A 23516-nucleotide genomic window follows, 5' to 3' on the forward strand; every position below is an offset into this window, starting at 1 on the left:
GCCCCCCGAACTTCATTCGCCGGACGGAATTGATGTTACTCCCAAGTCGGCAAAAGCAAAGGCTCTCCTGGCAATTTTGGCGGTGTCGAATGGACGCTTGTGGAACCGTGCTGCGCTGCAGGATCTGCTCTGGAGCGACCGCGGCCCGACGCATGGTCGCGACAGTCTGAAAAAGGCGCTGCGGGAACTTCGGGGCAGTCTCAACCAGCACGGTCGCCCAGTTCTGGAAACCACCGGAGGGCCGGTGGCGCTCGACATGACCCGGATCGAAGCGGATATCTTCCAGATAGATATTGCCGAAGCGGTCAACGCGCCGGGCGGTCAGGAATTTCTTGCCGGGTTGGACGTGCGGGACCCTGAATTTGAAGAGTGGTTGCGGGCCACACGCATTGCGCTGCGGGAACAACCAAGCCAACAGCGCGCTGTCGTTACCGAAGACACAGTTCAGCGCCACCGCCTGCACTTGGCGGTGATGCCTTCTCAGACGGTCCAGTCGGATATCGATGCACAGTTATTTGGGGATATGCTGCTTGATCGGCTGATCTTTGCCCTGCGTCATTACGATATTTACCGTGTCTGCGACTATCGGCAATCCGAGCAGACGGGCGCGGCTGGTGCGGATTTCAGCCTGTCGATGACCATCCGGACCTTTGGGGAGTGCTTTGTGGCCTGCCTGAAATGTGTCCGGGTCAGTGACAACGAGGTTGTCTGGGGTCGGCAACTGCAACTCCCGACCAACGGCTTTGACAGCATCAGTCTGGGCGCGCTGATAACGGATTCTCTGGATCAGATTTCCGAGGCTGTGTTTCGTGGCCGCGCGCTTGGAACAAACGAACGGGACCGGGCGGCGCGCCACGCGATGGACGGAATAGACCGGATTTTCAGGCTGACCGAACCGGAATTGACGCAGGCGGCAAAGTCGCTTCGCAAGGCGGTCGAGCTTGATCCGCGCAGCACGTATTTTGCCTGGTTTGCCTATCTTTCTGCCTTCGAACTGGAGGCCAAACAAGGCCGCAATCGCAAGGAACTATTGGAAAAGACCGAAGCATTGGCCCGCCGGGCGTTGGAGATGGACCGCTTCAACCCGTTGACCCGCTCCTTGTTGACCCATGTCTACGGCTTCCTGTTTCGCGACTTTTCGCGCGCCGGAAGCCTGATTGCGCCCTTGCAGTCCACGCCGCCGGATTTGCCGATCTACTACCAGTCACTCGCCTTGTTGAACTTCTACAAGGGAAACATTGCCGAAGCGCAGAAGGCTGCAAAACAGTCGAGCGCCCTGGGTGGCAGCAGCCGTTACGCATATTGGTTCGAAACCACCCGGGTCATCGCCGAGACCGGGGCGGGGAATTTTTCCAAGGCCATCACCCTTGGTGAAAATGCGATTTCCTTGCAGCAATCCCGTCCGGTCATTTTCTCGGCGACGTTAAGATATCTGGCGGCGGCCTATGCATTGAAGGGCGACATCCCTGCCGCGAAACGTGTGGTCGGGATGATCAAGGCGCAGAACCCGAATTTCTCGGTCGCACAACTGACCGAACGCAATTTTCCCATCCCGTCTGAAAACGCGCGCTCGCTCATTTTGAGCGGTCTGCGCGCCGTTGGAGAATAGCTGCCTGACGACGATTAACCCAAAAGGGGCATAGAACATGAGCACAGATGCGGACCCGGCCACAAGCTTGCGACTTAGTCGTCATGGTCAGATTTTTACGGCCAAGAAGCTAGGAGATAGAGGGTTTATCCCGCAACGAGAAGGCGCGCAGAAATCTCTGAGTATAGCGGTGGCGTTGGGTGGCCCCAGAGCACAGGCGCAAGCTCAGGCTCAGGCGCAAGCACAGGCCCAAGCTCAAGCCCAGGCACAGGCCCAAGCGCAGGCTCTTGCAGTCAACAACGATCCTTTGCCAGCTTTTGGAGATCAGGTTCTGGCCACCTGGATCGAACTGCGTGAACTGCTGACGCTTGTTGAACCTTCCGACGCTGACGCCAAGACCTTCTCTGGATTTGCATTTGAAAAGCTTGGAATTCACCTGCCTCCGAACGCGGAAGATACCCGCACGGAACTTTCCAGATTGCATGAATTGCAATACCATCTGCGTGAGGATGAATTGCGTCAGGACGAAGTCGTCCGGCAGGTCTCGGCGAACAATCCTATCGATATTCTGCGGCCTCTCGGGATCGAAGAACTGGGCGGATACGCCGCGACGCGGGATTTGGTCCGCACTGTCCTGCAGATCACCGAACGCGTTGGATACAGCTATAAGGCGATTTTTGCCCGACCCCGGCCCAACCAGATGGACCCGACCCTGAGGCCATTCCTGGCCAATCCGCCGCATGCGGCGTACCCCAGCAACCATTCGTTCCAGAACTTTTCAATTGCCCAGGTGATCAACCGCGCCATCCCAGAGGTGCCGGGCGCGCGTGATCTGTTCCACGTCGCCCAAAGGATCGCCGAGAACCGGGAATATGCAGGCCTGCATTACCCATCGGATACAGCAGCGGGTGAGCAACTGGCCCGGCTTTTTGCGCCATACCTGTTCCAGGTCTGCCGCTACAAAATGCGCGCGGCACAGCGCGAATGGTATTGATTGGAGAGCGATATGGACCGCAACGAAGTTGTCAAAGATAACGCTACGCACGAAAGCCTGGGGCTTGGGTACCTTTGGCATCTCGAAGCGATCCGCCTGCACGGCCAAGTTCAACTCGAGCGTGGCGCCATTACCCAAGGGTGTGAATTGTGGACGCAGCCAAAGGACCAAGTTGACACAATGGGTGGCGTCACACGCCCACCAAATGACACCAAAGTGGCGATCATTGATAATGGTGCGGCCTATGAACACCCAAACCTGAGTTCTGATCGGATGTTGGTCAGGGCTGATTTTGGCGGGGGGTTGCTTGGCGCGGATTATGCTTCTGATGGCTCCAGTGGCGCAAAAACCGCGGAATTTGACATCGAGGAAGCAGCGAAACAACTGCAGAAGAAAGCGAGCGAGGAGAGAGCGCGCAACGAACAGGACCCCGGTGCAGACTCTGTTCAGCCCCTCAATCTGGCACCGCTTTTGCATCCGGAGATAAATCCGCGCGCACCGATTTTCTTCCCGCCAATTCTGCCCGGCCCGGAAGAATACAAAAATCTTGAGAACCCGTCGTTCCGTTTTGCGGCGCACGGCACGGCCTGTGCCGGTCTGGTCGGGGCCAATGCGGCCACTTCTGACACCAATCCACATACCATCGCCTATAGCGGGGTAGATCCCTTTGCTAAGATCATCCCGATCAACACCGCTTACAGCCATGAATACTGGACATTGATCGTTGCGCTTCTCTTTGCGTCGAGCCAAGACGCGGACGTGATCCTGATCCCCCGCGCGATCGAGGACATGGCCGACCCACAACACTGCGATGACAAGGAGCATCACAATGCCGCCCGAAATCCGCGCTATTCGCGGTTCATTAGTGCCGATGAACGATGGCAGCAGAAATTGTTGTTTGAAGAAACGCTTGAAGCTGTCAGCGAGGTTATCCCGGTTGTTGTTGCTGCCGGTAACAACGGTCCGGGCTCGCTCGAGTACCCGGCGCGCCTGACCACGGACCCGGAAAAGAGCAAGAGATTCAAAAACCTGATCGTGGTTGGCGCAATGACCGCCTACGGAACCGTTGCGTCCTACTCATCGGGCCGTCCGAACAAAGATTCGCGGTTCTCCGATGATGTGACGATTTACGCGCCCAGTGACGACCGAGAGGAGATCTCATCGCAATTCGGCCGCTTTGACGACCTTTCCTGGTCGGGGCGGAAACTGCCTAGAAAATATTACAGCGATCAATGTGATTATTCCGACAAGGAATTTTGCCCCTACAAAATTCTCGCTATAGATATTCCCGGCCCCTACGGCTATTCGGTCACGCCGAACGACGTTGGTGACTTGAAAGAGCCGGGCTCTGTCATCGAAAAAGGGGATGAATGTTACACACAAAACCAGCCGGTTTCCCTTTACACGTTGTTCGGCGGCACCTCTGCTGCTGCGTCGATTGTGGCTGGCACGATTTCCTTTATGAAACGGGTCGAGCCGACATGTTCGCTCAGTGTCGCGAGAGTCAAAGAAATCCTGCTCGAAACGGCCCAAAAGGCCCCTGACATGCGGCATGATCTTCCGGAAAAGCCCGAGCCTGGCCCATTTCTGAATGCCTGCGCAGCAATCGAAGCCGCGAGCAGAGAACCTTAGCGCTAGAGTCCCTTCCGCTTTTGCCAACTGCGTAGTGGCACAGCCGTAGGATTGGTGGCTGTCGCCAGCGCCCGTGTGGGCTTTTGTTGTCCCGGCGCGGGCTTGGATCGGCGATTTCCCAGCTAATTCCCGCGTGTTTCCCGGCGATGTCCCGGTGCGTTCCCCGCAGTTAACCTAATCTTGTTTCACCCCTTCCAGTCAATTTCGACTGTCGGGAAACACAAGATTGAAAGGAAATGTTATGTTTAGGAAAGCACTTTTCGCAATCGCAACTGTTGGTTTTGTTGCTCCGGCTTACGCCGGGCCGGGGGCCGACGCGTGGGCTGTTCAGCTTGGGCTGACTCCGGGCCATTACACCCTGAACGAACTCTCGCAGATCGCGCAGGTGACTGGCCGTGATCGGGTGCTCCGCATCAAGCTGATCGAGAAGAACCGGGCGGCCTTCGAACAGAAAGTCGCGGCCGCGATGGCCGGCAGCGGTACGATGGTATCGACGTCCGGCGAATGATCGCAAAACCTGTTCTGTCGGGCGGTCATATTGGATCGCCCGACGGCGTGTTTTTTGGCGGGGTACCTACCTTCAGCCGCGCCCTTGGTGGGTGGCATCGTCCTGGCGTTCCCAGCTCATCTCCAGAAGGGCGGCGGCAGTATTTGGAAAGCCGGCCTTGTGAGCCTCTTCAGCAGCCATCCGGATCCATGTGTCGTTCATCGCCGTCAGTCTTTGTTCGGTCGTCATTTGAAAAAGCTCATTCATCGGACATCCCCTTTCATCCTTACCTTACGTCACTTTTTCGCCGAATTTCCTAACGACTGGTTAATGCTTCCAATGCAACCAGTGGGCGTGCAGGAATCCGCCGAGGTGGGTCATCGCGTCGGCAAGAAGACGCGCAAAGCTCCTGCAAATCTCTGATTTTCGCCAGATCGAACGCTTGGCATCAGGCAGCCGCGAGTACGCCCGACTCGTAAAAGACGATTAATAATCAGGCAGAGTGCCAAAGAATTCGGTCGAACCCGGGATGAGATCCTTTGGTCGCTGGTTGCCGTTTCTGTGGTAACACATAACGGATGTAGGACGAAAAGATTGGGCTTCGGCAAATTATGGCAATTCACGCAAGCATACACCATCTCACTCACTACAAGTACGATCGGCTGATAACGCTGGCGCCGCAGATCATCCGGCTGCGACCGGCCCCACACAGCCGGACGCGGGTCATCTCGCATTCGCTCAAGGTTTCGCCGGGTGGGCATTTTGTGAACCACCAGCAGGATCCCTATGGCAACTGGCTCAGCCGCTTCGTGTTCCCCGAGCCGGTCAGCGAATTCAAGATCGAGGTCGATCTGGTCGCTGATATGACCGTCTACAACCCGTTTGATTTCTTCGTAGATGAGACGGCGGAAAAGTGGCCCTTTACCTACCCCGAAGACCTTCAGGACGATTTGGTGATCTATCGCACGCCCGAAGCCGAAGGGCCACTGCTGGCGCAGTTCATCGGGTCGATCCCTTATGACATATCCGGGACGGTGGATTTCCTTGTCGCGTTGAATCAGAGCGTCGCGGACAAGGTCAATTACACGATCCGAATGGAGCCGGGGGTGCAAACCCCCGAGGAAACGCTGTCGATTGGCAGCGGATCGTGCCGCGATTCAAGCTGGCTGCTGGTGCAGGTTCTGCGGCATCTGGGCTTTGCTGCGCGCTTTGTGTCCGGGTATCTCATTCAGTTGAAACCGGATGTGAAATCGCTGGATGGCCCATCGGGCACCGAGCAGGATTTTACCGATCTGCATGCCTGGATTGAAGTTTACCTGCCCGGCGCGGGTTGGGTCGGGCTTGATCCGACCAGCGGACTGCTGACCGGCGAAAGCCACATCCCGCTGGCCGCAACGCCGCATTTTCGCAACGCCGCGCCGATCTCGGGCGGGTATTCCAGCGCCGGGACACCCGAGGTCGATTTCAATTTCGACATGCAGGTGTCGCGGGTGTCAGAACATCCGCGGATCACCAAGCCGTTTTCCGACGAGGCCTGGGACAGGCTCAACACGCTTGGTCGCAAGGTCGATGAAGACCTCGAAGCATGCGATGTGCGCCTGACCATGGGCGGCGAGCCGACCTTTGTGTCGATCGACGATTTCGAAAGCGATGAATGGAACACCGCCGCTGTCGGCCCGATGAAGCGCGAAATGGCCGATGATCTGATCCGCAGGCTGCGCCGCCGCTTTGCGCCGAACGGGTTTCTGCACTACGGGCAGGGCAAATGGTATCCCGGCGAAAGCCTGCCGCGCTGGACGTTCTCTTTGTATTGGCGGCGTGATGGCAAGCCGGTCTGGCGGGACGAAACCCTGATTGCGCAAGAGGCCGAAGATACCAAAGCCACGTCCGAGGATGCGGGCAACCTGCTGTCGGAGATGGCGGAGCGTCTGGGGGTGGGCGCAGACATGGTTGTGCCAGCCTATGAGGACCCAGCGGAATGGATCATCAAGGAAGGCAACCTGCCTGAAAACGTGACGCCGGAGAATTCCCGGCTCAAGGATCCGGAAGAGCGCAACCGCATTGCCCGCGTCTTTGGTCGCGGTCTGACCGAAGCCTCTGGCCATGTACTGCCAATCCAGCGATGGCAGGCCAAGGCGGGCGGACCGCGTTGGAAATCCGAAAAGTGGAAGCTGCGGCGCGGCAAGCTTTTTCTTGTTCCCGGCGACAGTCCGGTTGGATTCCGCCTGCCGCTGGAGGCGCTGCCGCATGTGCCAGAGACGAAATATCCCTATACCTATGTGGTCGATCCGTCGTTGCCGCGCGGACCTTTGCCCGATTACCACGACGAAGCCGAGAGCCTGCCCGAAGCAACGCCAGAACACCGCCAGCCCGTCTCGGGTGTCACTGCGACCGGCGCGGTTCAGGACGTCGTTGAGCAGGATCTCGAAAGCGACGCGGTGCGCACTGCCATGTCGGTCGAGCCGCGCGACGGGCGGCTTTGTGTCTTTATGCCCCCGGTCGAGGCGCTGGAGGACTACCTTGATCTGCTGACCGCCGCCGAGGCTTCGGCGAAAAAGCTGGGTCTCAAGGTTCATATAGAAGGTTACGCTCCGCCAACAGATCCGCGCATGAACGTGATCCGTGTGGCCCCCGATCCGGGCGTGGTCGAGGTGAACATCCATCCCGCGCACAGCTGGGAGGATTGCGTCGCCACCACCGAAGCCATCTACGAAGAGGCGCGGCATTGTCGCCTTGGGGCCGACAAGTTCATGATCGACGGTCGCCACACCGGCACCGGCGGCGGCAACCATGTGGTTGTCGGCGGGGCCACCCCGAACGACAGCCCCTTCCTGCGGCGGCCTGACCTGCTCAAATCGCTGATCCTGATGTGGCAGCGGCACCCCTCGCTCAGTTACCTGTTCTCGGGTCTCTTCATTGGTCCGACCAGTCAGGCGCCGCGGATCGACGAGGCGCGCCATGATACGCTGTACGAACTTGAGATGGCGCTGGCGCAGATTCCGGCGCCGGACGCAGGTCAGCCGCCCGTGCCATGGTTGGTCGATCGCCTGCTACGCAACATGCTGACCGATGTGACGGGCAACACGCACCGCGCCGAGATCTGCATCGACAAGCTGTACTCGCCTGATGGGCCAACGGGCCGTCTGGGTCTGGTCGAGTTTCGAGGTTTTGAGATGCCTCCGCATCCGCGTATGAACCTCGCCCAGCAACTGCTGCTAAGGGCAATCGTCGCGCGCTGCTGGAAAGCGCCCGTCACCGGGACCCCGGTGCGCTGGGGAACCGTGTTGCACGATCGCTTCATGCTGCCGCATTTCCTATGGCAGGATTTTCTTGACCTGATCGCCGATCTTTCGGCGCATGGCTATCAGATCGACCCGATCTGGTATGAAGCGCAGGCCGAATTCCGCTTTCCGTTCTGCGGCGAAATCGAAGTGGAGAACGTCAAGCTTGAGATACGGCAGGCGCTGGAGCCGTGGCATGTGCTGGGCGAGACCGGCGCCATCGGCGGCACCGTGCGGTATACCGACAGTTCGGTCGAACGGCTGCAGGTCAAGCTGTCGACGCTGTATCCGGATCGGTATCGGGTCATGTGCAACCGCCGACCGGTTCCGCTGGCGCGGACCGAAACCTCAGGGCAGGCGGTCGGTGGCGTGCGATTCAAGGCCTGGCAGCCGCCCGAAGCCTTGCATCCGGTGCTGCCGGTCAATGCGCCACTGACTTTCGACATCTACGATGACTGGAGCGGGCGCCCAATCGGAGGCTGCACCTATCACGTCGCCCACCCGGGCGGGCGCAATTATGAAACCTTCCCGGTGAATGGCAACGAGGCCGAGGCCAGGCGGCTTGCGCGCTTTGAACCCTTTGGGCATAGTTCCGGCGCGTACAGCCCTCAGCCTGAGCGGCCGCATCCGGAGTTTCCGATGACACTTGATCTAAGACGTGCTCCGGGCCTGACCTGAATGACGGACCCATCCCCGGTCAAACCCGCTGATCTGCCTCACCTGATTTCGGCCTATCAGCCGAAGCCGGGTGTTGCGGACGAGCTGTTTGATACATCCGGGGCCATGCGTCCGGTCTGGCGGCCGCTGATTGACCACCTTGCGCGGTTGAGCCCTGAGGAAATCGACGAACATTTCGCGCGTGGCAAGAACTATCTGCGCGATGCTGGCGTCTACTTCCGTCAGTATTCGACGACGCCCACCCCCGAGCGGGACTGGCCACTCAGCCCGGTGCCGGTGATCATCGACGAAGCCGAGTGGACCGAGATTTGCCAAGGACTGACCCAGCGGGCTGACCTGCTTGAACGGGTCATGGCCGACCTCTACGGGGCTGGCGATCTGATCGCCGATGGCCATTTGCCAGCCGGGCTGATCGCGCGCTGTGCCGATTGGCTGCGTCCGCTGGTCGGTATCAAGCCCGCCTCCGGCCATTATCTGCATCACCTGTCCTTTGAAATCAGTCGCAACCCGGATGGCTCGTGGTTTGTTTTGGGGGATCGGACTCAGGCCCCCTCGGGCGCGGGGTTCGCGCTGGAAAACCGCAGGGCGACCACGCGGATTTTCAACGATCTCTATCCGCGCGCCAATATCCATCGTCTTGCGGGTTTTTTCCGATCGTTCCGCGATGCGATGGACGGGTTGCCCGGAACGCGGAACCGGCGCACGGCCATCCTGACCCCGGGCCCGAACAACGCCAGTTATTTCGAACACACCTATATCGCCCGCTATCTTGGCCTGTTGCTTCTGGAAGGCGAGGACATGATCTTTCGCGACGGTCAGGTCATGGTCCGCACGGTTGAGGGGCTGCAACCGCTTGGAACGATCTGGCGGCGCGTCGATTCCGAATATCTGGACCCGCTGGAGCTGAGAGAGGATTCGCAGCTTGGCACGCCGGGTCTGATTACGGCACTGCGGCAGGGCAACCTCAACATGATCAACGCGCTTGGCTCAGGTGTGTTGGAAATGCGAGCGATGATGGCCTTCTTGCCAAAGATTTGCGAAAGCCTGACTGGCGAACGGCTGAAACTGCCAAATATTGCGACTTGGTGGTGCGGCCAGTCGGCCGAACGCGCCTATGTCATCAAGAACGCCGAACGGATGATGATCGGCGGCGCATTGGACCATGAACTCCCGCTCGACATCGGTGCGACCACGGCCATCGGGGGCGAATTCCGCGGCAGTGCGCAGGACTCGATCACAAAGTGGATCGATAACGAAGGCGCGTTTCTTGTCGGGCAGGAACTGGTGACCTTGTCGACGGCTCCAACCTATCGCGATGGTCAGCTTGCGCCGCATCCGATGACGGTGCGGGTGACGGCGGCCAGAACCGGGGACGGCTGGATTTTCATGCCCGGCGGCTACGCGCGCTTCGGATCGTCCGACGATGCCACCGCTTTGGCCATGCAGCGCGGTGGGTCGGTCGCGGACGTCTGGGTTGTCGGGAAAAGCGCCGTTGCCAGCGAAACGCTTTTGACGACAGGCGAGGCGCATCGGGTTGAACCCGAAGCTCTGCCCAGCCGGGCGGCTGAAAACCTGTATTGGCTGGGGCGCTATGTCGAACGCGCGGAAACGGCGGTCCGGCTGCTGCGCGCTTATCACCTGCGCCTTGCCGAGACGGGGGATCCGGCCGAACCCCGGCTGAGCTTTCTCGAAGAATACATGAGTGCAATCGGCAATGATCCCGATCAATTGATCCCGCCGGGGTTATTGTCTGTACTCGACTCGGCGATGGCCTGCGCCGGAAAGGTGCGCGACCGGTTTTCGATCGACGGATGGGCGGCGTTGCAGGATCTGGTCAAGACGGTCGAGCGCATGATCCAGACGGTCAAACGCGGTGACGATTGCGCCCGCGCCATGGGCGTTCTCCTGCGCAAGATTTCCGGGTTCTCCGGTCTGGTGCACGAGAATATGTACCGCTTTTCCGGTTGGCGTTTTCTGGCCTTTGGCCGCGCGATCGAACGCGCCGATGCACTGGCCTCGATCCTCGCGGCCTTTACTGATCCGGACGCGCCGCAGGGGTCAAACGATGTGGCAATTGAACTGGGCGTCAGCACGATGACTCACCGGCGTAGGTATCGCGGGGATGCAAACCGCGAAGCCGCGCTTGATCTGCTGGCCTGCGATGCGGTCAATCCGAGATCCATCCTTTTCCAGTTGAACGAGATGGTGGCACTGGCCGCTGAGTTGCCGAACACTGTTGGCGAAGGGCGGCTAACGAAGATTTCCCGAACGCTTTTACCATTGCAGTCACAGTTCGCGGTCACCGAGCCAACAGATCTGGCGACCGAAGCGCTGTTCGCCCTTCGCGCCGATTTGGCGAAGACCTCTGATCTTCTTTATACGGAGTATCTCAGGTAGCGCGCCATGAACTATGACATCTCGCTTATCGTCGAATACACCTATGATCACGCGTCCGACCATGCGCGGAACGTGTTGCACCTGCTGCCGCTGAATATCCCGCAAGAGCAGGCCATCATCGCCAGTCTTCTTACCGTCGATCCCATGCCGCAGGAGCGGTGGGATGGCCCGGATTTCTTCGGCAACACAGCCACTTGGATCACGTTTCACGAACCGATCGAGAGTATCTCCCTGACATTGAAGGCGCAGGCGTCGCGGACGGCCTTGCCGTCACAGATGGATCTGTCGTCTGGCCTCGATCAGCTGCACCGCGAGATCGCAGCACAACACAGCATCGCGCCGCATGCCCCGCATCACTTTCTTGCCAATTCCCCGCGCGTTTCGGCGACGCCGGAGATGACCGCCTATGCCAATAGCCAAGTGGCTCCGGGAAGCAGCGCGCTTCAGGCGGTGCTGGCGATTGGTCTGGCTCTACATCGGGACATGGAGTTCGACAGTGAGGCCACGGATGTGCGTACCCCGCCTGCCGAGGCCTTCGCGCAGCGGCGCGGTGTCTGTCAGGACTTTTCGCATGTGATGATTGCCTGCCTGCGCGGGATAGGCATTCCCGCAGGCTATGTCTCGGGTTTTTTGCGCACCGAGCCGCCTCCGGGTCAGCCAAGGCTGGCGGGCAGCGATGCCATGCACGCCTGGGTACGCGCGTGGTGCGGGGTCGAGATGGGCTGGATCGAATTCGATCCGACCAACGATACGATTGTCGGGGATGGCCATATCGTCGTTGCCTATGGCCGGGATTATTCGGACGTGTCCCCGGTGCGCGGCACCTTGCGCACAGCCGGTGGACAGGACACCAAACATTTCGTCGATGTCATTCCGCACGACGGCGGGTGACACTCTGACCGGATCAGGGGTCGTGTGATCGCGTCACAAAGGCAGATCGCGCCCGTCGGCGATGGCCTCCATCGTGATCAGAGACGTGACCGCCTCGAGGTCCATCTTGCCGATCAGTCTTTGATAAACCTGATCAAAGCCGTTCATATCGACTGCCATCACCTTGAGAATATAGTCATAATCTCCGGCGATCCGATACATGTCGATGACATTCGGGACGGCCAGAACCTCGTGCCGGAATTGGTCCAACCAGTCCTGTGAATGATGTCGGGTGCGGATCATCACGAAGACCGTCAACCCAAGTCCAAGCTCCGCCGGGTCCAACCGGATCGTGTGTCCTTTGATGATGCCAAGCGACCGCAGCCGGGCAAGCCGCCGCCAGCAGCCATTCTGGCTGAGCCCGACGGTATCGGCCAAGGCGCGTTGGGACAAAGTCGAATCCCGCTGAAGCGCATTCAGAAGTTTGCGATCAATACCATCAAGGTTCTTGGATTTTGGTGTCATTTGATCGGCTATTCCGCAAATTTAGTGAGATTATGACGAAGCATACACCTTATACCGCGATTATGCTGCTCTTCAAGATCAGGAGCACACCATGACCGATACACCTTTCTTTGACGCTTTCCTTGCCCGCCTGTCGGGGGCCGACAGAATTGAGCGATTGCAGGCTGGATTAATCGGCGATGGGGCCATGATTGACGGGCCCTTTGGGTCTCATCCGCTTGTATACGCCGACTACATCGCCTCAGGCCGGGCGTTGCGCCAGATCGAAGAGCTGATGCTGACCGAGGTGCTGCCCTATTACGCCAACAGCCATACCGAAGGGTCGTATTGCGGTGCCCACACAACCGATTTGCGGCGACAGGCGCGGGCGCTGATCGCCCGGCACTGCGGTGCCGATGACCGCCATGCGACGATCTTTGCAGGCTCGGGTGCGACAGCGGGGTTGAACCGGGCGGTGCACCTGCTTGGTGTACCGCAGGCCGTCGCAGAAGGTCGCGATCCTTTGGTGATCGTCGGTCCATACGAGCATCATTCGAACCTGTTGCCGTGGCGCGAAGCGGGCGCCGAGGTCATCGAGATCGACGAAACCGCCACGGGGGGCCCCGACCTTGAGCAACTTGAGGCGCTCTTGCAGCGCTCAGAGGGACGCCCGGTGATTGGTGCGTTTTCGGCGGCATCGAACATCAGCGGAATCCTGACGGACACCGTAGCCGTGACCCGGATCTTGAAGCGATACGGCGCGTTGGCTGTTTGGGATTATGCGGGCGGCGGCCCCTATGTATCCATCGACATGGGCGCAGCCACGGACCACGAAAAGGACGTCATCGTCCTGTCGCCACACAAGTTCATCGGTGGTCCCGGGGCGTCCGGGGTGCTGATCATTCGCAAGGCTGCCGTGACGTGTGCCCGCCCGGTCTGGCCGGGTGGTGGAACGGTGCGCTTTGTCTCGCCCTGGGGGCATGATTACGTCGAGGCGATTGAGGAGCGGGAAGAGGCCGGAACGCCCAACATTCTGGGCGACATCCGTGCGGCGTTGGTTTTTGTCGTCAAGGCGGCGATGGGGCAAGACTGGCTGGACCAACGGCATTGCGCGCTGCGGAGCCGCGCCCTGGGCGTGTGGTCGCGGCTCTCGGGCCTGCATTTCGCCGGGGAGGGCCGCAGTCAACTGGCGCTGCCGTTCTTTTCCTTGTGGCTGGGCGGGGCAGGGGGCAACTCACCGCTGCCTTATCCGGTGATGACCCGCGCCCTTTCTGATTGCTTTGGCATTCAGGCCCGCGGCGGATGCGCTTGCGCAGGCCCCTACGGCCATCGGCTGTTCAACATCGGTCAGGACCAGAGCGCGCGGATCAGGGGCGCCATTCTTGCGGGGAACGATACAGACAAACCCGGTTTTACCCGGCTCAATCTCAGCGCCCTGATGAGCGATGCCAAGGTTGATATGATCATCGAAGCGGTCTCGGCTCTCGCCTCTGAGCCTGACCGCTTTGCGGCGCTTTATGAGTTTGATCCGGCAAGCGGCAAGATCGGTTTTGCCCGCGCGGCGTAGTGGCGACATCCTTCAACCCCGCGCCACAACCTTCCGATGCGCACATTTGAGACGTCATAAAACCGATACCAAACCTTCATGAAAGCGATAAGCGCGACACATATGCCCGCTGCAGAACGGGGCCGTCCCGTCGATGAGAACTCCAAAGGGGACATATCCATGAAATTTGGATCGACTATCTGCACTGCCGCCTTGATCGCCGCATCTGCGGCAAGCGCTCAGGATCTGCCGCAGGCCTCCAGCGAATGGTTCGCAGCAGGTCAGCAGCACATCGCCGACATCATTGCCCGCCAAACCAATACCGGGCGCGCAAAGAACGTGATCGTACTGGTTGCAGACGGCAACGGCGTTGGCACCAACTACGCGACACGCCTCTTTGCTGGCCAAAAAGAAGGCCAGCTGGGCGAAGAGCATGTCCTGCCCTATGAAACGCCCGAGTTCCATTCGGCGCTGGTCAAGACCTACAACATCAACGCTCAGACCCCGGATTCGGCTCCTACGGCGGGTGCGATGAACACCGGCGTCAAGCAGCGCTTCAACCTGATCAACCTTGGCGGCGACGCGATCCATGACGATTGTAGCACCGTCGCAGGCAACGAGCTGACCACCTTTGCCGAGATCGTGACCGGCATGGACAAGTCGGTTGGCGTCGTCTCTACCGCGCGGATCACCCACGCGACCCCGGCGGCCGTCTATTCCAAGACCGCGAACCGCAATTGGGAAGATGCCGTTCCAGAAGGCTGCACCGCCCAAAAAGACATCGCGACCCAGTTGGTTGATGCCATGGAAGCTGGCTATATCGACCTTGCCATGGGCGGCGGTCGCCGTCACTTTGCCCCTGAAACGGTCACGACCGAAGAGGGCAAGAACGGCAAGCGCAAAGACGGCATGAACCTGATCGAAAAGGCCAAGGGCATGGGCGTGCAATACGCCTGGAACACCGCCACTTTTGGTGAGCTGACCATGGACGCTCCGGTCTTGGCATTGTTCAACGACAGCCACATGGAATACGAAGCTGACCGCGCCGATGTGGATGAGCCGTCGCTGGCTGACATGACCAAGAAAGCGATCGAATTCCTGTCCCAGAACGACAATGGCTTCTATCTGGAGGTCGAAGCGGGCCGCGTCGATCACGCCAACCACGACGGCAACGCCTACCGCACGCTGACCGATGGTCTGGCCTTCATGGATGCGGTCAAGATCGCGGACGAGTTGACCAATGACGAAGACACGCTGATCATCGTCACTGCCGACCACGAGCATGCCATCGCCTTTAACGGCTATTGTGGTCGTGGATCAGACATCCTCGGCCTGTGCATGGGGGTCTCGAAGCAGGGTGACAAGCACAATGGCAAGCCGCTGCTGGCCGCCGATGAAAAGCCTTACACCGTGATCGGCTATCTCAACGGTGTCGGGTCGGTCCTGAAAAAGGAAGACGGCGCGAACGATTACTCCGGGTCGCGCCCCGATCTGACCCAGGAAGAGGCGCTGGATATCGACTATAACCAGCAGGCTCTGATCCCGATGTCCTCGGAAACCCACTCGGGCGAAGACGTTGCCGTCTATGCCAAGGGCCCTTGGGCGCATCTGTTTGACGGCACGATCGAGCAGAACGTGATCTTCCACGTGATGTATCATGCGGTGAACGTCGAATAAGACCGCCAGGCGATCTTCTGGGGGCTGCGGATCATCCGCGGCCCGCTTTTCCATTTTCGATCAACGTCCCGAGGATGTCATGACCTTCGACCGCCGCTTAGTGATCCTGTCCGCCCTGTCGACACTGGCCTTGCCGCAGGTCGCGCTGAGTGATGACGCGCCGATCAAACTCAGGGAGCTGTACAACAAGGACAAATCGCTGTCCGACCTCGCGCTAAGCCGGGAAGGCGCGCGCACGACATTCGAGGGGTTCATGGCGCCGCCGCTCAAGGCGGATGCCGGGTTTTTCGTTTTGACCAAGCAGCCGATGGCCACCTGTCCGTTTTGCGAAAGCAGCGTCGATTGGCCGGACAGCATTCTGCCGGTCTATACCAAACGCGTGGTCGACGTGGTGCCCTTCAACGTCAAGATCACTGCGCGCGGGGTGCTGATGATCGAGGATTATGTCGATCCCGATACCGGGTTCTTCAGCAAGCTTCGTCTGGTAGACGCCACCTATGACCATTAAGGTCGACCTGCCGTTGACGATCCGCGATCTGACGGTGCGCAACCGCAAAGGTCGCGCCTTGCTGCACGTGCCATCGCTGACCCTGAACCCGGGCGAAACCCTTGGGGTTCAAGGCCCCTCGGGCGCGGGCAAATCCACCTTCCTGTTTGCGCTTGCGGGATTGTCCGAGCGTGCAAGTGGGTCGTTGCAATGGGGTGATACTGATCTGATCCCGCAAAGCTCTGGCCAAAGGGCGGCCTTTCGCGCGGCGCATATGGGGATCGTGTTTCAAGATTTCCTTTTGTTCGATGAACTCAGCGGGCTTGAGAATGCCGCGGTCTCGGCCTTGTTTCACCCGCGCAAGACGCGGGCCGCGATCCGGGCGCAGGCTGGCGACCTGTTAGCGCGGCTCAACGTGCCGATGGAAAGCCGTACTACCGATAGCCTGTCAGGCGGCGAACGGCAGCGCGTTGCGGTGGCCCGCGCGATGGTAGCGCGACCGTCAATCCTGCTGGCGGATGAGCCGACGGCGAACCTGCACCGCGAAGCCGCCGATGCTCTCGCCCGGGATATGTTGAACACGGCGCAGCAGTCGGGCCAGACGCTGGTCGTCGTCAGCCACGATCCGGCGCTTTTGGTGCATATGTCACGTGTCATCACCATCAAGGACGGGGTCATTCATGATTGACCTTTGGGATGGTTTGTCACCGCAAACACAGGACCTGTTGTTTCTTGTCGGCCTACTGGCGCTGCAGGTCGTTCTGGCCTGCATCATTCTGTGGGGGCTGTCGCCTTTGCCGCTTGTGCGGGCGCTGTTTCGCCGGTTTCGCGGCACCGCCGTCCTGTTTGTCCTGCTTATCGCGGTATCCGTTGGTGTCGGTATCGGCCTCATCGCTCAGGAACGCGCCTTAAGGCACGCCTCGGCGCAGGCGGCTGATCCTTTCGACCTGATCGTCGCGGCCCGCGGCAGCGAAATCACCGCGCTTATGGCATCGGTGTTTTTGCAACCCTCCGACATACCGCTTTTGGACGGGGCTACCTTTGGTTGGATCGCAGGGCACGAGGCGGTAGAGTTTGCAGCGCCTTTGGGGTTCGGCGACAGCATCGACGGCGCGCCGGTGGTGGGAACAATCTCTGATCTGGTGTCCCATCTGACAAAGGGCGCCATCGATGGTCGCATGTGGCAAACGTCTCAAGAGGCGCTGATCGGATCAGCCGCGCCTTACGCAATCGGCGCCGAACTTGAGCCCGCCCATGGCACTGGCCCCGAGGTCGATCACGACGCGCACGAGGGATCGCATTTCACCGTTGTCGGACGCTTGCCGCACACGGGAACGCCTTGGGACCGCGCCATTGTGATCCCGATCGAAGGGCTGTGGGAGATGCACGGGCTGGCCAATGGCCACAGCTTGGATCACGGCGGGCAGCTTGGCGCCCCGTTCGAGCTTGCGCTGTTCCCCGGCACACCTGCCATCGTTGTAAGGCCCAAATCTCTGGCTGGCAGCTATGGTTTGCGCAGTGCTTTCAATCAGGGCGAAGGCACCATGGCGTTTTTCCCGGGCACAGTTTTGGCGCGGCTCTACGGCCTCATGGGCGACGTGCGACAAGCGATGTCCTTGCTGGCGCTTGTATCGCAGGGCTTGCTTGCCATCAGCGTTCTGATCAGCCTGTTTATCCTGACCCGCCTGTTCCAGCGCCATCTTGCCGTCCTCAGGGCGCTTGGCGCGCCTGGACGCTTTGTGTTTGGCGTCATCTGGTCGTTTGCGACGCTTCTTTTAGGGTTTGGGGCGGCCCTTGGTTTGGGCGTGGGGCTTTGCGCGGCGTCCGTCCTGTCGCACATCGTGACCGCGCAGACGGACATGACCGTTTCTGCCAGTCTGGGTTGGAGCGAGCTGCACCTCGTTGCAGGTTTCATGACCTTGGCCAGCCTTGCCGCGCTTGTTCCGGCTATCAGCGTTCTGCAGCAAAGCGTCGAAAAGGCGCTGCGCGGCTGAAAAGTCAGGCTGATCCTAAGGCCAGGCGTACCCCTTTGTCAGTGCTCTTGCCTAATCGTGCATCTGCGGAATTCGGATAGCGGGTGCGCGAACCGGATTGTCCGTTGGACTCCCGCTTGTCTAGAGTAATCGAAAAGCCTCTTTTCAGCGCATCCCTAAACATTGCATCAAGCAGAAACTCGTGAAAAGCGAAGCCTGTTGGGCGCTGCGCGGCAGGAATGGGTCAGAAAAAAGAAGGGCCGTCGAGATGAAGAATACCGATTTTGACCACAGGTATCATGAAAATCACAATGGCTTGGCGATGGGTCATCAGCGACCCGGCGCGCGATTTTCTTTGCGTGACAACAGGTTGGGACCGATCGGATTTCTGGCGGCTTTGAGGATGCGTGTTCTTGGCGGGGTCTTGGCAACAGTGTCATGCCTCTTGGCCGTCGCGGCATGTCCCGGCGATGCAGGGGCGGCAGGTCACACCGAAATCTCGGTCTGTTCCGCAGACCAGAATGTCCCAGAGGCGGTGGCCACACGGCTTGACGCCATGCTTGCGATGATGGTCGGTGCCGAGGCAGAAACAGCGACGACCTTTGGGTACGCGCCTGGTTCAGAGTTGTATGTCAATGCTCCAGACTGGACCTACCACCGTTCCACCGGGATCGCGGATGTCGAGATGGACACGCAGCTTGAATGCGGCCGACCGTTCCAGATCGGAAGCAACACAAAGATGATGGCGGCCGCGGTCCTCATGATGATGGTCGAAGAGCAACAAATGTCGCTTGATGATCCACTCAGTGCCTATTTTCCTGCGATCGCCGCCGCCTTGCCATATGGCGACAAGATCACGATCCGGCAATTGGCAAACCACACGTCTGGCGTTTTCAGCTATACCGATAACGCACCCAATGGGGCGCCCGGTCTCATGGAAGGTGCGCTGAACAATCAACACCTCTTGAGTCTGGGCTACAGCCCCGATGATCTGATCCGCTTTGTCATCGAAAATGGCGAGCCGAGCTTTGAACCCGGCACTCGTGGCGCTTGGGCCTATAGCAACACCGGATACATACTGATCGGCATGATCCTGGAGAAAATCGCCGGAATGCCTTTGGGCGAGATATTTGAAAAGCGGATCTTTGCACCGCTTGGCATGAATGACAGCTTCCTTTGGAATGATACGCCGCGCACGGATTTCGGGCTACCGAAATCCTACTATGAGCGGCCCTTCAAAATAGACGTGAGCGCGTGGAACATGTCTCAGGGATGGGCGGCTGGCGGTGTTATTTCGACCGCTGATGACATGGACCTGTTCATTCGCGGGCTGCTTTCAGGAAGGCTTTTCAGCGATCCGAAAATGCTTGCCCTTATGATGGAGACGGTTCCGGCTGGTGCGGGCTTTGCAGGCTATGGAATCGGTATCGGGAGCAGGAGCGGCGGCTTTTGGGGGCATGGCGGCCAAACGCTCGGGTTTGAATCCGACATTGGATTGTTTCACGAACAGGATATCTCGTTGGTTGTCTGGGCGAACTCGGGAAATAATCTTGCCGGCCTTGGATCGACTATTGCGTTGGGCGCTCTTGGGGAAGCCAACGCTTTGACAACACAGGAGGATAGCGCGCAGTCATTGGCCGCAACCAAATGGATTTGGGTATCGTCCAAAGATGCAAAGGGGGAGGAGAGCCTGGCGATCGCGGAACCCCAAAGATACGGGGTGTTTTTCGAGGACTCCGGTGATCTTGCGCTTCAGGCAGACTGCAACAGCGTGTTGGGCAGCTTTGCCGCACATGGCGAAGATCTGTCGATTGAACTGGGCCCATCGACCAAAGCGCTCTGCACGCCGGGCTCGCTTCACGACAAATTCGTGCAAGACCTTCAAAAAGCAATTCGTTTTCGGCGCGACGGCGAAAGCCTTCACATATTTTTGGGTCAAGATGGCGGTTCGATGGAGTTTTCTCATAACGCGGAATGATGGCGCATACTAACAAACAAACCGCGCAAGACCGGTTGAGGCCACATTTGCGAAAATGCGACCCTGTGCGTTGACTTGAAAACCCAGGCTTTCGGCGAATTCTTGCTCGATTCTTGTGCGGTGGCGTCGCCACCGCGACATATTCCACGTATCCTCCCCAAAACCTTTTTGAAATTCGGATTTTCAAAACTAGATTTCACTGAAAGCACATTATCAAGTTTTGAATTTAGCCGGTCGTGATTGGGAAGCCAAAGGCAATGACATACTTCTCACGCGTCGCATCCTATGAGGCCCGATCCGAGCGCCAGTTCGGGAAAGGTCTTTTTGCTGCTCCTGACGATTTTCGCCTGACGGATTCGCAGCGCGGTAAAGCAACGGTTTCCAAGTTCTCGATCGGAAATTTGATCATCGGTGAGGTCCGCTCGACCGGACATGAGGTGGTTGTCCGAGAGCCGTTCGGCGCCACTCTTTTAGTGCCGCTGAACGGTCGTTTGGTCTCTGAGACGGGCAACGAAACACATTGTGCCATCGGGAATTCCGGCGCGCTCTTGTTTTCGCCGAATACGCGGCGGACCAAGGTGATTGCCGCGAAGGACAGCGACTTCCTTGCTGTCCCGGTGATTGTTCCATTCTCAGAAATTGCCGAAACGGCCGAACGCATGGGGGTTTCGCCAAGCAAAGTGCGGCGGGCAACGTCCTTCAGTCTAGAAATGCGCAATCAGCCACGGCACGTCACTAGTGAATTGACGAATATCTGCATGTCCCTCTACTCCGAGATCGCCCGAGGGTCGTGCCGGCTTGACCTTTCTGATGCCCGCTCGAACTGGAGTCGCCTAATTGTAGAAAAAATCGTTGAGGTGATGGACGAGGCCGAGGTGCTGAGTCTGCCGTGCATGACCCGGCATTCGACCTCCCGTCAGCATGTCAACCGGGCGATGGAATACATGCGCTCCAACAAGTCCGATATCGAGTTGATCGCTGAAGTCGCCGGGGCTTGCGGTGTCAGCAACCGGACGCTTGAACATGCGTTCAAGGTCGAATTGGGCATGACGCCGCTGCAGGTCTTGACGAATTTCCGACTGGAAGACGCGCGCGCGATGCTTCTGGATCGCAATTGCGACTACGGTGTGACTGATGTCGCGCTGGCCAGCGGATTTCGGCATCTTGGCCGTTTTTCACGTATTTACCGCAACCATTTTGGCGAAACGCCTTCCAAAACTCGGGCGCAACGTTGAGGCGAACGCTAGAACGCAAATCAATTACGATGCTCTGCGCAAAATGGACAAGGCCTGCGGTATTCGGATTGCGAGGCTGGGCGATTAGTATCTTATGACACTATTGAAATTGCCACTCCACGGAAGCCTATGCCTGCCTCGAGAGACAAAATTCGCTAAATTTCAGGGGCGAGGCAAGGCGTAACAAGGGCCAACGCGGCAATGATCATGTCACCAGTTCAAGTCCGGTTCGGGACGCAAAAATTTTGAGCCAGCGCAGCGCTGTCAGCACACTCAACCACGGAGCATTTTGAAATGAAGACTTTTGCGAAACTCGTACTCGGGGTTGCGCTCGCTGTTGGTTCCGCCGCTCATGCCGCGGAAGTGGGCCAGGACGCGATTGACGCCTGCATCGACCAGGTTCGGATGCAGAACAACGGCGCCGGCGGTTCGGTTCTGAGTACCGAGTACTCCGAAGCCAATTCTTTGGTCATGATGCAGGATGCCAGCGGCACAGTCTGGCGCTGTCTTGTCTCCAACGATGGCAGCTTTGCCGAGGTCGAACGCCGAGGCGGCGGCGGATCGCCAGAGGTCACAGGGACCGCGTCTTGGAGGGTCGACGTGAACGGATCCCTCAACATCCACACGGGACCTTCGGCAAACGCACAGATCGTGGCCAAGCTGCCGAATGGGATGATTGTCGAAAACCGCGGATGTCAGGAGGCCGAAGGGCGGACCTGGTGCGAGGTCGCCGATGGGGATGCCAGCGGTTGGGCCGCGCGGGACTATCTTGTTCCAGTCGATGGCGAGAACATGGCGACCGCGGATGACGGCGGCGGCGCAATGGCTGGCGCGCCTTCGCCTTCGTCCATGGGCGAACCGGAGACGCGAACAGAAGTCGTTCGCTTCCCCGCTGGCTCGTCGGGCACCTACCTTGACGGTAGCCTGACGCCGGGCAGCTCCATGCGCTATGTTCTGGGCGCGGCCAACGGGCAGTCCCTTTATGTTTCGTTCGCGGACACGGATCCCTCCATCTCATACCAGATCATCCTGCCAGACGGGTCTTTCCTGCTGGACATGGTGTCGAACACGCAACCCTACGAAGGACAGCTGTTCGAGAACGGGGACCACGTGATCGAGGTCATCAACCGGGGTGACAGCACTGCAAACTACGTCCTGTCGGTGACGATCAACTGAGCGCCAGAGCTGTGCCCCGCACCATAGCGGGGCGCGGCCTCGCACCTTGAATTCGGAAACAGTGAGAACAGATCATGGAAAATGCTGTCGGAACGGGGCTGGGGCTTGTCATTGGATTGCTGATTGCAATCGTTGTCGGCGCCATCGTCGGCTGGATCGCCAGCATGATCGTGAAGGGGTCGGGGTCCGGCCTTCTGGTCGATATTCTCGTGGGGATCGGCGGGTCGCTTCTGGCCGGCTTCCTGTTGCCCGCGATCGGCGTGTCGCTGGGCTCTGGTGTCGTCGGAGCCCTCATCGCCTCGGTGATTGGAGCGGTGATCCTTCTTTTGATCATCAAGCTCATCCGCAAGGCCTGAATCTCAGGGCGCCTCGAAAGGGAGACTTTGCCATGTCGGTGACCATCAGGATTGCGACCATGCTCTTGGCGGCAGTGGTCAGTTCCGCTGTCTGGATCTCCCCTGCGTCAGCCCAACCCGTCAGCAAGATGCTCGATCAATGCTCGAGTGTCGCGCAGGGGTATTTCCGCGAACCCGCGGCCCGCACCGACATGCGCTACAACGGCCAGCGGTCGGACGGGACGCATGCGATCAACGGGCGCATCTTCCTTGAAACGCGCTACGAGGATTTTGCCTGTTCCTATCGGCGCGACGGCCAGCGAATGGTTCAGTTCTTTGCCGAAGGCCGGGTGCAAAACGCCTATCTGCCCGGCGGTGGCAATAACACCGGAGGCAGCAGTAACGTGGTGGGCGTCACGGGTGTCGCGTCCAATGATGTTCTCAATGTGCGCGGCGGCCCCGGAACGAAATACAAGATCGTCGGGGCGCTGGCGAATGGCGATCAGGTGCGTAAACTGCGCTGCGAAAAACATGGATCATCGACCTGGTGCGAGATCGAGATGATGACCGACATGCACGAGCGCGGCTGGGTCAATGCCCGGTATCTGACCGGTGGCTCTGCGACGCATTTGCCAAGCAAACCGCCCTCGGCAGAGGCGGGCGGCACACGCACCGTTC

Annotated in this window: 19 protein-coding genes; 17 read left to right on the forward strand and 2 right to left on the reverse strand. The window is 59.2% G+C overall.

Translation table 11 applies throughout. The annotated features are described in order from the left end of the window. Positions 1–97 precede the first annotated feature (97 nt). From ACOYQJ_RS22610 to ACOYQJ_RS22625, 4 genes are all read left to right on the forward strand, one after another. Positions 98–1609, forward strand: coding sequence for an AfsR/SARP family transcriptional regulator (locus ACOYQJ_RS22610; protein WP_422908191.1), 1512 nt, complete (start codon positions 98–100; stop codon positions 1607–1609). A gap of 37 nt (positions 1610–1646) precedes the next feature. Beyond that, complete coding sequence (locus tag ACOYQJ_RS22615; RefSeq protein WP_422908192.1) at positions 1647–2582, forward strand: phosphatase PAP2 family protein; 936 nt, start codon at positions 1647–1649, stop codon at positions 2580–2582. 12 nt (positions 2583–2594) lie between these two features. Continuing rightward, complete coding sequence (locus tag ACOYQJ_RS22620) at positions 2595–4214, forward strand: S8 family serine peptidase (RefSeq protein WP_422908193.1); 1620 nt, start codon at positions 2595–2597, stop codon at positions 4212–4214. Positions 4215–4455: 241 nt separating this feature from the next. Further along, positions 4456–4722, forward strand: coding sequence for a hypothetical protein (locus ACOYQJ_RS22625; RefSeq protein ID WP_422908194.1), 267 nt, complete (start codon positions 4456–4458; stop codon positions 4720–4722). A 72-nt stretch (positions 4723–4794) separates the two neighbouring features. On the opposite strand, the gene ACOYQJ_RS22630 is transcribed toward ACOYQJ_RS22625, so the two are convergent. Next, entirely contained in the window at positions 4795–4968 is a 174-nt protein-coding gene (locus tag ACOYQJ_RS22630) for a hypothetical protein (protein ID WP_422908195.1), read from the reverse strand. 344 nt (positions 4969–5312) lie between these two features. Between ACOYQJ_RS22630 and ACOYQJ_RS22635 the strand changes: the two genes are divergently transcribed. The 3 genes from ACOYQJ_RS22635 to ACOYQJ_RS22645 are packed head-to-tail and all read left to right on the forward strand — an operon-like array spanning position 5313 to position 11948. Then, a complete protein-coding gene (locus tag ACOYQJ_RS22635; RefSeq protein WP_422908196.1) occupies positions 5313–8660 on the forward strand; it encodes a transglutaminase family protein in 3348 nt (1115 codons plus the stop codon). Next, positions 8661–11057, forward strand: a complete 2397-nt coding sequence (locus ACOYQJ_RS22640) for a circularly permuted type 2 ATP-grasp protein (protein WP_422908197.1) — start codon at positions 8661–8663, stop codon at positions 11055–11057. A gap of 6 nt (positions 11058–11063) precedes the next feature. After that, complete coding sequence (locus tag ACOYQJ_RS22645) at positions 11064–11948, forward strand: transglutaminase family protein (protein WP_422908198.1); 885 nt, start codon at positions 11064–11066, stop codon at positions 11946–11948. A 33-nt stretch (positions 11949–11981) separates the two neighbouring features. Here the strand turns inward: ACOYQJ_RS22645 and ACOYQJ_RS22650 are convergent, their stop codons facing one another. Further along, a complete protein-coding gene (locus ACOYQJ_RS22650) occupies positions 11982–12452 on the reverse strand; it encodes an Lrp/AsnC family transcriptional regulator (protein ID WP_422908199.1) in 471 nt (156 codons plus the stop codon). A 91-nt stretch (positions 12453–12543) separates the two neighbouring features. Between ACOYQJ_RS22650 and ACOYQJ_RS22655 the strand changes: the two genes are divergently transcribed. The 10 genes from ACOYQJ_RS22655 to ACOYQJ_RS22700 form a co-directional block, all read left to right on the forward strand. Further along, complete coding sequence (locus tag ACOYQJ_RS22655) at positions 12544–13998, forward strand: aminotransferase class V-fold PLP-dependent enzyme (RefSeq protein ID WP_422908200.1); 1455 nt, start codon at positions 12544–12546, stop codon at positions 13996–13998. A gap of 159 nt (positions 13999–14157) precedes the next feature. Then, complete coding sequence (locus ACOYQJ_RS22660; RefSeq protein ID WP_422908201.1) at positions 14158–15654, forward strand: alkaline phosphatase; 1497 nt, start codon at positions 14158–14160, stop codon at positions 15652–15654. A 79-nt stretch (positions 15655–15733) separates the two neighbouring features. Continuing rightward, positions 15734–16162 (forward strand): hypothetical protein, encoded by a 429-nt coding sequence (locus ACOYQJ_RS22665; RefSeq protein WP_422908202.1) that lies wholly within the window; start codon positions 15734–15736, stop codon positions 16160–16162. Next, complete coding sequence (locus ACOYQJ_RS22670; RefSeq protein WP_422908203.1) at positions 16152–16829, forward strand: ABC transporter ATP-binding protein; 678 nt, start codon at positions 16152–16154, stop codon at positions 16827–16829. Before ACOYQJ_RS22665 ends, ACOYQJ_RS22670 begins: the two co-directional genes overlap by 11 nt. Beyond that, positions 16822–18135 carry an ABC transporter permease gene (locus ACOYQJ_RS22675; RefSeq protein ID WP_422908204.1) on the forward strand — a complete coding sequence of 438 codons (1314 nt, stop codon included), beginning with the start codon at positions 16822–16824 and terminating at the stop codon, positions 18133–18135. The genes ACOYQJ_RS22670 and ACOYQJ_RS22675 overlap by 8 nt, the downstream gene beginning before the upstream one ends. A gap of 412 nt (positions 18136–18547) precedes the next feature. Then, complete coding sequence (locus tag ACOYQJ_RS22680; protein WP_422908209.1) at positions 18548–20092, forward strand: serine hydrolase; 1545 nt, start codon at positions 18548–18550, stop codon at positions 20090–20092. A gap of 236 nt (positions 20093–20328) precedes the next feature. Next, positions 20329–21327, forward strand: a complete 999-nt coding sequence (locus ACOYQJ_RS22685; protein WP_422908205.1) for an AraC family transcriptional regulator — start codon at positions 20329–20331, stop codon at positions 21325–21327. A 294-nt stretch (positions 21328–21621) separates the two neighbouring features. Next, positions 21622–22503, forward strand: coding sequence for an SH3 domain-containing protein (locus tag ACOYQJ_RS22690; RefSeq protein ID WP_422908206.1), 882 nt, complete (start codon positions 21622–21624; stop codon positions 22501–22503). Between the two features lie 74 nt (positions 22504–22577). Beyond that, on the forward strand, positions 22578–22859 hold the full coding sequence (locus ACOYQJ_RS22695; RefSeq protein ID WP_422908207.1) for a GlsB/YeaQ/YmgE family stress response membrane protein: 282 nt from the start codon (positions 22578–22580) through the stop codon (positions 22857–22859). Between the two features lie 32 nt (positions 22860–22891). Beyond that, on the forward strand, positions 22892–23516 hold a 625-nt coding region (locus ACOYQJ_RS22700; protein ID WP_422908208.1), incomplete at its 3' end, for an SH3 domain-containing protein.

Origin of the sequence: Pacificoceanicola algae, from assembly GCF_049341065.1 — a bacterium.
GTDB lineage: Bacteria > Pseudomonadota > Alphaproteobacteria > Rhodobacterales > Rhodobacteraceae > Pacificoceanicola.